Genomic DNA, 11,711 nt, shown 5'->3' with positions numbered 1-11,711 from the left:
CGGCGGTGTCAGATGTGTAGAAGAGAAAGGGCCTGGACTGCATGATTTAGGCGCCCTCTGTTCTACTCCGACAGGGTGCGGGCTTCTTTTGCGCCACAAATCACGCTTTACGTCCAGGCCGACACCCCACCCCGCCCCCGTCCCCGGCCCGGGCCGCCTCCGGGCTTTTCAGCCGTCCGGCGTTTGAGGACCGGGGTCTGGGGCGTAGCCACAGGGGGTCCGGGCGCAGCACGGGGAACGGTGGAAGGGCGGGTAGGGGAGATGCCCCGCGCAGCGGTGGCACCGTCTGACGCCACTGTGGCACATGGTGGATTCACCGCCCTGACCAGCGGATTTACGGGAACTGGCGTCACCGCATCGCAGAGTGGTGCCACATTGGCTCGACATGGCGCCATCCCTGTGCCATGCTGTGGGACATGGACCTCACGCCCTACGTCACCACCCTCCGCCAAGAGCTCGCCGTCGCCGCCGAGGCCGGCGGCGACGAAGCCCGCAAGCTGGCCGAGAGGCTCACCGCTCCCCTGGAGTCGGCGACCCGGCTGACCCTGCTCAACGTGCTCTCCGCCGCGATGGACGAGATCACCCGCGAACTCGCCCCCGGCTCGGTCGACGTACGACTGCGAGGGCTCGACCCCGAGTTCGTGGTGACGGTGCCGACCGTCGAGAGCCACGCCCCCGCGGAGCCGGCCACCGCGGACGCTCGGTTCGCCGAACCGCTCGCACCGCACGCGTCCGCCGACGGCGACGAGGGCGGCACCGCCCGCGTCAACCTGCGCCTGCCGGCCCACCTCAAGGCCCGCGCCGAGGAGGCCGCGAGCCGCGAGGGGCTGTCGGTCAACGCGTGGCTGGTGCGCGCCGTATCGGCCGCGGTCGACGGCGGCGCGAAGCCGCGTACGGCAGAGAAGTCCCAGAGCGTGGGGCAGAGCTTCACAGGCTGGGTGCGCTAGCCCCCGGCCCCCTCACCGCACCGCATCAGTTCTCCCACACCACGTCCCACCAGCGGGGACGCCCAGAAGACTCAAGAGGACGGGACAGCCATGCCTACTTTCGACACCTCCGAAGCGATCTCGGTCACCGCACACGTGGAGGCCGGCTCCATCCAGTTCACCGCGGGCGACCGCCTCGACACCGTGGTCGCGGTGCAGCCCCGGGACCCGAAGCGCGACAAGGACGTACGGACCGCCGAGCAGACCGAGGTCACGTTCGCGGGCGGCGTGCTGACCGTCAGGACGCCCAAGTCCAACCCGTTCGGCAAGCCCGGCATCGTCGACGTGACGGTCGACCTGCCCACGGGTTCGCACGTCGACACGACCGGCGCCTGGACCCAGGTGCTCGGCGAGGGCCGGCTCGGCGAGGTCCGGGTGAAGACCTCGTCCGGCGACGTCCGGCTCGACACCACCGGCCCGCTCAAGCTGACCGCGTCGCACGGCTCGATCACCGTGGACCGGGCCGAGGGCGCGACCGAGATCACCACCAGCTCCGGCAGCGTGCGCCTCGGCTTCGTCGACGGCCCCGCCGTCCTGAAGAACTCGCACGGCACCACGACCGTCGGCGCCGCCATCGGCGAGCTGCGGGTGAGCGGAGCCAACGGTGACATCGAGATCCGGCGCGCCGAGGACTCGGTCACCGCCAAGACCGCCCACGGCACCCTGCGGGTCGGCGAAGTCGCCCGTGGAACCGTGGAGTTGGAGACCTCCTACGGGGCCATCGAGGTCGGCGTCCGCGAGGGTACGGCCGCTTGGCTCGACGTCAGCTCGGGCTCCGGCCAGGTGCGCAACACGCTCACCGCGTCCGGGAGTCCGGAGGCGAGCGCGGACACCGTCAAGGTTCGCGCCCGGACGAAGTACGGCAACATCGACGTCCGCCGCGCCGCCGCCGGATCCTGACAGCCCCCTCCCCCCCCCGCCACTTCAGCCTTCGAATGGAGGGCCTCATGCCTTCTTCTGTCATGCCCACATCACGTCGAGGCGACGGTCACCCGTCTCCGGCAGCCGTCTCCACAGTCGGTCTGCGCAAGTCCTACGGCGACAAGCCCGTCCTCGACGGCATCGACCTGAGCATCCCGGCCGGCTCCGTTTTCGCACTGCTCGGCCCCAACGGCGCCGGCAAGACCACCGTCGTGAAGATCCTGTCCACTCTCATCACCGCCGACGGAGGTCAGGCCCAGGTCGCGGGCCACGACATCGCGGCCTCCCCTGGTGGGGTGCGGGCGGCAATCGGGGTCACGGGTCAGTTCTCGGCGGTGGACGGGTTGATCACGGGGGAGGAGAACATGCTCCTCATGGCCGACCTGCACCACCTGTCGAAGGGCGAGGGGCGGCGAGTGGCCGCCGAGTTGCTGGAGCGTTTCGATCTGACGGAGGCGGCGCAGAAGCCGGCTTCCACCTACTCGGGTGGCATGAAGCGCCGCCTGGACATCGCGATGACGCTGGTGGGTGATCCGCGGATCATCTTCCTGGACGAGCCGACGACCGGTCTCGATCCCCGTTCCCGCCACAACATGTGGCAGATCATCCGCGAGCTGGTCACCGGCGGTGTCACGGTCTTCCTCACCACGCAGTACTTGGAGGAGGCCGATCAGCTCGCGGACCGGATCGCGGTGTTGAACGGCGGCCGGATCGCTGCCGAGGGCACTGCCGAGGAGCTGAAGCGGCTGATCCCGGGCGGACACGTCCGACTGCGGTTCTCCGACCCGCACGCCTACCGCTCCGCCATCGCGGTACTCGGCGAGGTCAGCCGGGACGACGAGGCACTGGCTCTGCAGATCCCCAGCGACGGCAGTCAGCGTGCGCTGCGCTCGATCCTCGGCCGGCTGGACTCGGCCGGTATCGAGGCGGACGAGCTGACCGTGCACACGCCCGACCTTGATGACGTGTTCTTCGCCCTGACGGGCACCGACCCGCGCCCCAGCCAGTCCAAGGAGAACGTCCGATGAGTTCCCTCGCCCTTGCCGTCCGTGATTCGTCGACGATGCTGCGCCGCAACCTGCTCCATGCCCGCCGCTATCCGTCTCTGACGCTGAATCTGCTGCTCACGCCGATCATGCTGTTGCTGTTGTTCGTCTACATCTTCGGAGATGTGATGAGCGCGGGCATCGGCGGCGGCGACCGCTCCGACTACATCGCCTACCTCGTGCCGGGCCTGCTGCTGATGACGATCGGATCGACCACGATCGGTACTGCGGTGTCGGTGTCGAACGATATGACCGAGGGGATCATCGCCCGGTTCCGCACGATGGCCATCCATCGTGGTGCGGTGCTCATCGGGCACGTCGTCAGCAGCGTGCTGCAGTCGATCGCGAGTGTGGTCCTGGTGGGGGCCGTCGGTGTGGCCATCGGGTTCCGTTCCACGGATGCGACGGCGCTGGAGTGGCTTGCCGCGTTCGGGCTCCTGGTTCTGTTCGCCCTGGCGTTCACCTGGATCGCGGTCGGGATGGGGCTGATCAGCCCGAACGCCGAAGCCGCCAGCAACAATGCGCTCCCGATGATCCTCCTGCCGCTGTTGTCGAGCGCCTTCGTGCCGGTGGAGGGGATGCCGGGCTGGTTCCAGCCCATCGCCGAGTACCAGCCCTTCACCCCGGCCATCGAAACCCTGCGCGGGCTGCTCCTCGGCACCGAGATCGGCCACAACGGATGGCTCGCCGTCGCCTGGTGCCTGGGCCTCGCGGTCCTCGGCTACTTCTGGTCCGCCGCAAAGTTCAACAGCGACCCCAAGTAGTAGAGGTGGGGGGTTGACCCGCTGTGGCTAATGCCATTAGCTTGTGAGTGATGGGTATTAGCCGCAGCGTGAATCACTGCTCCTGGGGGACGGGTCATGACGGAGTTTCTGAGCATCGAAGCCGGACGGCTCGCGTATGAGGTCACGGGCGAGGGCCCGCTGATCGTGCTCGCCCACGGCATGGGCGACAACCGCGCGGCCTACCGCGAGACGGCGCTTCTGCTCGTCGCCGCCGGGTACCGCGTGGCTGCCACCGACCTGCGCGGACACGGGGAATCGAGCACCGGCTGGGCCTCGTACACCCGCACCGACGTGGCCGGCGACCTGCTCGCCCTGATCCGGCACCTCGGCGGACCGGCCGTCATCGTCGGCCACTCCTTCGCCGGAGGCGCCGCCACCATCGCGGCGGCGCAGGAGCCCGCGCTCGTCGACGCGATCGTCGAGATCAGCCCGTTCACCCGTGCCCAGAAGATCGACTTCGGCGCCCTCGGATCCAACGCCCGCTACCGCAAGGGCATGCTCCTGCTGCTGGGCACCGGCATCCTGCGCAGCGCCGGCCTGTGGAAGCGCTACCTCGACCACGCCTACCCCGGCACCCGCCCCGCCGCTCACACCGCCCACCTCGCCGCGCTCGACGCCGACCTGAGCCGGCCGGGCCGGATGGCCGTCCTCGCCAAGATGGGGATGTCCGCCCCCACCGACGCGGGCGCCCGACTCGGCGACGTGCGGTGCCCGGCGCTGATCGTCGAGGGCACCCTCGACTGCGACTGGGCCGACCCGGCCGCCGAGGGCGCGGCCATCGTCGCCGAACTGCCCGAGGGGCGCGGGCGCCTCACGATGATCGAGGGCGCGGGCCACTACGCACACGCGCAGTTCCCCGCCGAAACCGCCGCCGTCATCGTGTCCTTCCTGAAGGGGGCCGCCCGTGCCTAGGGCCTCGCTCTCGGCCGACGCGGTGGTCGACGTCGCGCTGCGCCTCGTGGACGAGCAGGGCCCGGCGGGCCTGACCCTGTCGGCGGTGGCCGGGCAGGCGGGGGTGGCGACGCCCTCCCTCTACAAGCACGTACGCAACCTCGCCGAGCTCCGCGACCTCCTGTCGGCGCGGGTCATGAACGAGATGGCGGACGAGATCGGCGTGGCGGTCATCGGCCGCTCCGCCGACGAGGCGATCCGCGCCTTCATGACGGCCTGGCGCGGATACGCCCTGCGCCACCCGCACCGGTACGCGGCCCTGCTGCACAGCCCCGAACCGCGGACGGCCGAAGCCGGGGAACGGCTGATCACCATCCTCTTCGCCACCCTGCGCGCCTACGGCCTGGAGGACTCCGCGGCCGTCCACGCGGCCCGCTGCCTGCGCGCCACCGCCCACGGCTTCGTCTCCCTCGAAACCGGAGGCGGCTTCGCCCTCCCCGAAGCCCTGGACGAGAGCTACGCCCTGCTGACGCACATGGTCGTCAGCGGCCTGCACGCGCCGCGCCCGGCTAGTCGGTGATGAAGTCGCCCATCATGGCCATGTCCTCGTGTTCGAGGTTGTGGCAGTGGATCATGTAGGTGCCGGGGTAGTCGGTGAAGCGGGTGACCACTTCGACGGCTTCGGCCGGGCGCACGTCGACGGTGTCCTTCCAGCCGTGGTCGTACGCCCCGATGGCGCGGTTGCTGCGTGAGAGCACCTGGAAGTGGTCGAGGTGCAGGTGGACCGGGTGGTGGAAGTTCGTGGTGAACCGCCAGATCTCGACCTGGCCGAGCTTGGGCCGGGCCAGTGCCTTTCCGGGTTCGTACTCCTTGCCGTTGATCGTCCAGCCGTCGCTGGAGCCGCGGAAGTGGAAGTCGCGGGTGACGACGGCCCGGCTGGGGTCGAGGCGGGGCACGTCGCTGAGCTTCTCCGGGACCCTGGTGTCGTCGACGGGGGAGCCGGGGGCGATGTCGAAGCGCATGACCTGGGCGGTGGAGCCGTCCCCGAAGAGGTTGAGCAGGCGTACCCGGGTGCCCGGCCGGTAGCGGGAGAAGTCGATGACGACGTCGAAGCGCTCGCCCGGGGCGATCTCGAGGGTGTCGTGCCGGCGGGGCGCGTCGAGCAGTCCGCCGTCACTGCCGACCTGGACGAAGCCGCCGCCGCCCTCGGGCTGTGGGTCCAACTGCAGTTTGTACGGGCGGGCGTTGGAGGCGTTGAGGAAGCGCAGCCGGTAGCGCAGCCGCTGCGTCTCGTGCACCGGCCAGGGGGCCCCGTTGACGAGGACGACATCGCCGAGGACGCCGTTCATGTAGGCGTCGGTGACCCCGGGCGTGTGCAACTGGGGGTCGATCCAGGGGTACTGGAAGGATCCGTCCGCGGCGAACGAGCGGTCGGTGATCATGAGCGGTATGTCCCGGTCGCCCCGGGGCAGCGGCAGGCGCTCCTCCTCGTCGTCCTTGACGAGATGGAATCCGGCGAGCCCCATCCAGACGGCCGCGCCGGTGTAGCTCATGCGGTGGTCGTGGTACCAGAGCGTCGCGGCGCGCTGGTTGAAGGGGTAGGTGTAGGTGCGTGTCCCCTCGGTGAGGTCCATCGGGCCGTGGCCCATGGCCGCACCGTGCGGTCCGCTGCTCATGTCCTGGTGGACGCGGTGTGCGTCGTACGAGCCGTCCGCCGGCAGGATCAGGGAGGTCGGGTAGCCGTCGCTGGCCGCCGGGGTGTGGCCGCCGTGCAGGTGGACCACGGAGGGGCGGTCGAGCTCGTTGCGGTGGCGCACCACGGTGCGGCGTCCCGAGCGCGAGACGATCGTCGGCCCGGGGAAGGTTCCGCCGTAGGTCCAGGCCGGGGTGCGCAGTCCGGGCAGGATCTCCAGGTCGGCGTGCTGCTGGGTGATCTCGTAGGTGTCGGTGGTGCCGTTCGACGACACCGGTTGCAGCACCTGGGGGATCGGCAGGGGCGTGCGGAAGGCGGCCGGCAGCTTGGCCTTGCTCGTCAGCACCTTGCCGGGGAGGCCCCCGCGCACGTAGTCGCTCAGCAGCGGCCAGCCGGCCGCGGCAACGACGCCGCCGCCGAGCACCGCGCCGCCGGCGCCCAGGAACGTACGCCGCCTCACCGGACCGCTTCCGGCGTCAGGGTCTCGTCCGGGGCACTGGGGGCCGGGATCTCGGCGGCCGGGGTCTCGGCGGCGGGGGTCTTGGCGACCGGGTCCTTGGCGGGCAGCGGGGTGGTGAGCACGCGCTGGGCCAGCACCACTACGGCGGAGACGAGGACGACGCCGAGGAAGACGTGGAGGGAGACGGCGCGGGCCAAGCCGAGGGCGATCTCGCCCACGAGCGCCACGACCAGGACGATCGCTGCGGGCAGGACCGATCTCGGCCCTCCGGCGCGGCGGACGAAGAAGGCGGCGACGGCCGTCAGGAGGGCGACCACGGTGAGGACGCGGGCCAGCAGTCCGTGGAGCGCCAGCATGTCGTAATGGCCGCCGAGAAAGCCTCCGGCCAGGGCTACCTGACCGAATATCAGAACCGAGAGAATTCCGGCGGTGATGCGCAGGGAGAGCAGAGATGGGCGCAAAGGCATACCGTCGATCCAACCCGAAGCCAAAGCGGCCTGCAACCCTGATGTGCCATTGCCGCAAGTCACTCGAGTGATACTCAAGTTTCCTCGGGATTGGCAAAGGAAGAATAGAGCCAGTGGGTGGGTCGAAAACGAGCCGCATTGTGTGAAGTGCCCCGGCAGCTCGGCTGTCGGGGCACTTCGGCGCTCCGGCGGAGGGGCTCAGCGGGCGATGGCGAGCGTGGCGGGGGAGTCGGTGGAGTGGAAGGAGATGTTCTCGAAGCCGGCTTCGGCCAGCCAGGCGGCGTAGTCGGCGCGGCGCCAGGTTCCCCCGGTGTTGCTCTTGAGGAGCATCTCCGAGGCGAACAGGAGCGGGAAGGAGGGGCCGCTGCGGTCGTCCTCGACGATGTAGTCGCAGACGACGAGGGCGCCGCCGGGTTTGAGGGCGCGGCGGAGCTTGGTGAAGACCGCGATGTTGTCCTCGGGGCCCTCCTGGTGGGCGATGTGCGAGTACAGGGCCACGTCGTAGGCGGCGTCCTCGAGCGGGACGGTGTGGAAGTCGCCGTCCAGGGAGGTGAACCGGTCGTCCAGGGAGTCCTGGGCGAGGAGCCTGCGGGCGATGGCGTTGATGGGCTCCCAGTCGAGCTGTGTGGTCCGGGCGGTGGGGTTGAGCCGGAGCCAGACGGAGGAGAAGACGCCCGACCCGCCGCCCACGTCGAGGATGGAGAGGTTGTCGCGTTCGGCCAGGCCCAGCACGTCGGCGGAGGTCTGCGCGGCGGTGACCGATATGCCCGCGATGGCGGTGACGACCTTCTCCCAGTGGGGGTTGTCGGCCACCTCCACCATCGGCTCGGCCAGCGGGCCCCCGGCGCTGAACACCTCGAGCCGGCCCGCCAGTCTGTCCATCTCGCCCAGCTTGAGCTGTGCGAACCCGCTGATGTCGGTGGGCTTCCCCTCGACCAGGTACAGCTCGGCTTCGGGGGTGTTCCGGTAGGTGCCGTCGTGCGTGTGGAGCAGTCCCAGGCCGACGAGCCCGTCGAGGAGGGTCTGCACACCGCGCTCGGCCATGCCGGTCTTCTCGGCGAGGTGGCCGGTGGTGTCCAGCCCGTCGTCGATGAGCGTGAACAGCGAGTGCTGCGTCGCCACGCCGAGGAGGCCGGTGGCCCAGTAGCCGCTGGCGATCTCCAGGATGCGGCCGGGGGAAGGCTGGTTGCCCGTCATGTTGTCCTTCTCCTCAGAGGGATACCGGCACGGCCTGCCGGCGGCGGTCCACGGTGATGGCCGGCGCCTGGACGCGCCAGCGACCGACGGCCATTTCGGCGGTGATGCCCGGGCCGAAACCTGCGACCACGCCGGTGGCGTTCGTCGTCATGGTGTCTTCCTCGAACAGCCTGCGCAGCGCGTCGAACACGACGGCGCTGGCGATGTTCCCGTACTGCGAGAGCGTCGCGTAGCTGTGCCGGAACATGTAGGGATCGACGCCCAGGAACTTGCTCAGGTCGGACAGGATGCGCGGGCCGCCGGCGTGGATGATGTAGAAGTCCAGGCCGGCGACGTCCCAGCCGTGGCTGCCGGCGAGCTGGCGCAGTACCGGGGCGAGGGGCTCCATCGTCCCGGGCACCCGGCGGTCCAGCTGGAAGTGGAAGCCCGTGGGCTTCACGGCGTACGAGATCCAGTCCTCGGTGTTCGGGATGATGTAGGAGGCGTTGCGCTCCAGCGAGATCCCGGTGCCGCCGCTGCCGCGCACCACGGCGGCGGCCACCGCGTCGCCGAACAGTCCGTCGGACAGCAGCGCGCCGATGTTGTCGTCGGTGGGCTGGTAGCACAGCGAGCACAGTTCGCAGGAGACGATCAGGACGTTGCCCTGCGGGTAGGCCTTGCAGAAGTCGTGGGCCCGGTTGATCGCGGCGCCGCCGGCGGCGCAGCCCAGCTGGGCGATGGGTATCTGCCGGGTGTCGGTGCGGAAGCCCATGTTGTTGATCAGCCATGCCGTCATCGACGGCATCATGAACCCGGTGCAGGACACGAAGATGATCGCGTCGATGTCCCGGACGGTCAGAGCGGCGTTCGCCAGGGCCTCTTCGATGACCTTCGGGCATCGCTTCTTGGCCTCGACCTCGAAGGTCCGGTTGCGTTCCTCGAGTCCGGGATGGCGCAGCGTCTTCTCGATCGGCTGCACGATGTGACGTTTCTGTACACCCGTGTTCCTGATCAGCCGAAGCGCCAGTGGTAGCTGTGGCTTCCCGCGGTGGGTTTCTTCGGCGAACTTCAGGGTGTCTTCCATGGTGATGATGTACTCCGGTACATCCACCGACGGTTTGCATAGCGTAGGCATATCCGTGGAGTCCACCTTCTGAGGAGTCGGCCAGGAGTTCGCGCCTCCAAACCGTCGCCGACCCGACTTGCGATCGACTTGCCGTGGACTTGGCCTCCACCGTGCCTGTAGTGCGCTGTGAACGGACCGCCGCTCCAGCGCTACTCGTCCCGGCGTGTAGTGATCTCTTCTAGCATCCGACGCAGCGTGTCGATCGTGTCCTGGCCGAAGTGCCGGGCCCACAACCGTTCCATGTCCCCCAGGATCCGGGCGGCGGCGAGCTGACCTGCCCGGCCCCGCTCGGTCAGCCGGATGAGCTTGGCCCGGCGGTCGCTCGGGTCCGCGGTCCGCTCGACGTAGCCGAACCGCTCGAGTTCGTCCACGACTTCGGCGATGGCCTGCTTGCTGAACCCGGAGCGTTCGGCGAGCGAGGTGAGCCGCGACCCCTCCGGGTCGACGAACCGGAAGACGGAGCCGTGCCTGAAGCGGATGCCCTCGAACCCCTCCTCGTGCAGCTGCCGGTGCAGCTGCTCGACGGTGAGGTCCTTGGCCTGCGCGAGCAGCGTGGGCAGCGGCACCCGATGTTCGCCAGAGTTATGCGGTTGTGTGGTGATTTGGGGCCACCTTTCGGACGCAGTCAAGTCGTCAGGGGGCTTGACTAAAAAGTAGTACGGTTGCTTGACTAACTCTAGCGGCATGGGGAACCCGGCCGCGAGATACGGCGCGACACCGGTTGTGAAGGGAAACAGTCATGAGCACTGCGGGCGAGGACAACCACAAGGCGACGGGCTTCGACAGCGAGGCCGTCGAAGCCTTACGCAAGCGGGTGACGGGGCCGGTTCTGACTCCCGAGGACGAGAGCTACGACGCGGAACGCGCCGGGAACCAGACCGCACGCTCGCACCGGCCCGCCGTCCTGGTGGGTGCGGCCGACCCCGCCGATGTGCAGCAGGCGGTGGAGTTCGCCGGCCGCCACGGCCTCCCGGTGGCGGTGCAGGGCACCGGACACGCGCTGGCCGCCGTCGCCGCCGAGGGCGGAGTCCTCATCAACACCTCCCGGTTGACCGGCGTCCGCGTGGACGCGGAAGCGGGCACCGCGTGGGTGGCGGCCGGAGTCAGCTGGAACGAGGTCATCAAGGAGGCGGCGCCCGCCGGGCTGGCACCGCTGGCGGGCTCGGCCCCCGGGGTCGGCGTGGTGTCGTACACCCTCGGCGGCGGCCTCGGACTGCTCTCGCGGCGCTACGGATACGCCGCCGACCACGTACGCAGCATCGACGTCGTCACGGCCGACGGCCGGCTGCGACAGGTCACCCCGACATCGGACCCGGACCTGTTCTGGGCGCTGCGCGGCGGCCGGGACAACTTCGGTGTGGTCACCGGGATCGAGATCGACCTCATGCCGGTCCCCACGCTCTACGGCGGTGGCCTGTTCTTCGACTTCGCGTCGGCCCCCGAGGTCCTCGAGACGTACGTCCAGTGGTCGGCCGGCCTGCCCGACGAGATGACCTCCTCGGTCGCGATCATCTCCTTCCCCGACGCGCCGGTGCTCCCGCCGCCGCTGCGAGGCCGCCACGTCGTCCACGTCCGCATCGCCTACTCGGCGGACGACCTCAGCCTCGGCAAGGACCTGGTGGCGCCGCTGCGGGCACTGGGCCCCTTCAACGACACCGTCCGCGAGCTGCCCTACGCCGAGGTCGGCACGATCCACAACGACCCGCCCGTGCCCGGCAGCTTCGAGTCGGTCACCACTCTGCTGCGCGAGCTCGACACCGACGCGGTCCGCGCCGTCCTGGACCTGGTCGGACCGCACGCGCCGGTGCCGCACGTCGTCGAACTGCGCCACCTCGGCGGCGCGCTCGCCCGGCAGGCCGAGGTCGCCAACTCCGTCGGCAACCGCGACGCGCACTACCTGGTGAACGTGGTCTCGCGGCTGGAGCGCGCCGACCTCGCCGACATCCAGCCCGCGCACGAGCGCCTCCTCGAGGCGCTCGCACCCTGGAGCACCGGAGGCCGGGCCCTGACCTTCCTCAACGGCCGCCGGGACACCGAGTACGTGCGCTCCGCCTACGAACCCGCGGACTACCAGCGCCTCACCGAGATCAAGGCCGCCTACGACCCGCAGAACATCTTCCGGCTCAACCACAACATCCCGCCGGCCACGCACTAGACGAC

Annotated in this window: 12 protein-coding genes; 7 read left to right on the top strand and 5 right to left on the bottom strand. The window is 69.8% G+C overall.

Annotated elements, in window-relative coordinates:
• Positions 1 to 416 precede the first annotated feature (416 nt).
• From ACFWBW_RS19895 to ACFWBW_RS19870, 6 genes are all read left to right on the top strand, one after another.
• Positions 417 to 947, top strand: a complete 531-nt coding sequence (locus tag ACFWBW_RS19895) for a hypothetical protein (RefSeq protein ID WP_385374180.1) — start codon at positions 417 to 419, stop codon at positions 945 to 947.
• A gap of 90 nt (positions 948 to 1,037) precedes the next feature.
• Positions 1,038 to 1,886, top strand: a complete 849-nt coding sequence (locus tag ACFWBW_RS19890; RefSeq protein ID WP_385374178.1) for a DUF4097 domain-containing protein — start codon at positions 1,038 to 1,040, stop codon at positions 1,884 to 1,886.
• 47 nt (positions 1,887 to 1,933) lie between these two features.
• Positions 1,934 to 2,935, top strand: a complete 1,002-nt coding sequence (locus ACFWBW_RS19885) for an ATP-binding cassette domain-containing protein (protein ID WP_385374176.1) — start codon at positions 1,934 to 1,936, stop codon at positions 2,933 to 2,935.
• Positions 2,932 to 3,717: an ABC transporter permease gene (locus tag ACFWBW_RS19880; RefSeq protein WP_385374174.1), complete on the top strand. Its 786-nt coding sequence runs from the start codon at positions 2,932 to 2,934 to the stop codon at positions 3,715 to 3,717. The genes ACFWBW_RS19885 and ACFWBW_RS19880 overlap by 4 nt, the downstream gene beginning before the upstream one ends.
• A 96-nt stretch (positions 3,718 to 3,813) precedes the next feature.
• Positions 3,814 to 4,650: an alpha/beta fold hydrolase gene (locus ACFWBW_RS19875; protein WP_385374170.1), complete on the top strand. Its 837-nt coding sequence runs from the start codon at positions 3,814 to 3,816 to the stop codon at positions 4,648 to 4,650.
• Entirely contained in the window at positions 4,643 to 5,209 is a 567-nt protein-coding gene (locus tag ACFWBW_RS19870) for a TetR/AcrR family transcriptional regulator (protein ID WP_385374169.1), read from the top strand. Before ACFWBW_RS19875 ends, ACFWBW_RS19870 begins: the two co-directional genes overlap by 8 nt.
• Here the strand turns inward: ACFWBW_RS19870 and ACFWBW_RS19865 are convergent.
• From ACFWBW_RS19865 to ACFWBW_RS19845, 5 genes are all read right to left on the bottom strand, one after another.
• Positions 5,199 to 6,782, bottom strand: coding sequence for a multicopper oxidase family protein (locus tag ACFWBW_RS19865; protein ID WP_385374167.1), 1,584 nt, complete (start codon positions 6,780 to 6,782; stop codon positions 5,199 to 5,201). The genes ACFWBW_RS19870 and ACFWBW_RS19865 overlap by 11 nt on opposite strands.
• Positions 6,779 to 7,249, bottom strand: a complete 471-nt coding sequence (locus ACFWBW_RS19860) for a hypothetical protein (protein ID WP_385374165.1) — start codon at positions 7,247 to 7,249, stop codon at positions 6,779 to 6,781. The genes ACFWBW_RS19865 and ACFWBW_RS19860 overlap by 4 nt, the downstream gene beginning before the upstream one ends.
• Positions 7,250 to 7,447: 198 nt before the next feature.
• Positions 7,448 to 8,446, bottom strand: coding sequence for a class I SAM-dependent methyltransferase (locus ACFWBW_RS19855; RefSeq protein ID WP_385374164.1), 999 nt, complete (start codon positions 8,444 to 8,446; stop codon positions 7,448 to 7,450).
• Between the two features lie 13 nt (positions 8,447 to 8,459).
• Positions 8,460 to 9,560: a type III polyketide synthase gene (locus ACFWBW_RS19850; protein ID WP_385374162.1), complete on the bottom strand. Its 1,101-nt coding sequence runs from the start codon at positions 9,558 to 9,560 to the stop codon at positions 8,460 to 8,462.
• A 140-nt stretch (positions 9,561 to 9,700) separates the two neighbouring features.
• Positions 9,701 to 10,117 carry a MarR family winged helix-turn-helix transcriptional regulator gene (locus ACFWBW_RS19845; protein ID WP_385374160.1) on the bottom strand — a complete coding sequence of 139 codons (417 nt, stop codon included), beginning with the start codon at positions 10,115 to 10,117 and terminating at the stop codon, positions 9,701 to 9,703.
• 173 nt (positions 10,118 to 10,290) lie between these two features.
• Here ACFWBW_RS19845 and ACFWBW_RS19840 point away from each other — a divergent pair, with 173 nt between their 5' ends.
• A complete protein-coding gene (locus ACFWBW_RS19840; protein ID WP_385374158.1) occupies positions 10,291 to 11,706 on the top strand; it encodes an FAD-binding oxidoreductase in 1,416 nt (471 codons plus the stop codon).
• Positions 11,707 to 11,711 lie beyond the last annotated feature (5 nt).

The sequence above is a fragment of the Streptomyces sp. NPDC059957 genome, from assembly GCF_042730015.1.
GTDB lineage: Bacteria > Actinomycetota > Actinomycetes > Streptomycetales > Streptomycetaceae > Streptomyces.
Note: the sequence above shows the minus strand (reverse complement) of the source record. Positions and strands in the feature narration are given on the sequence as shown.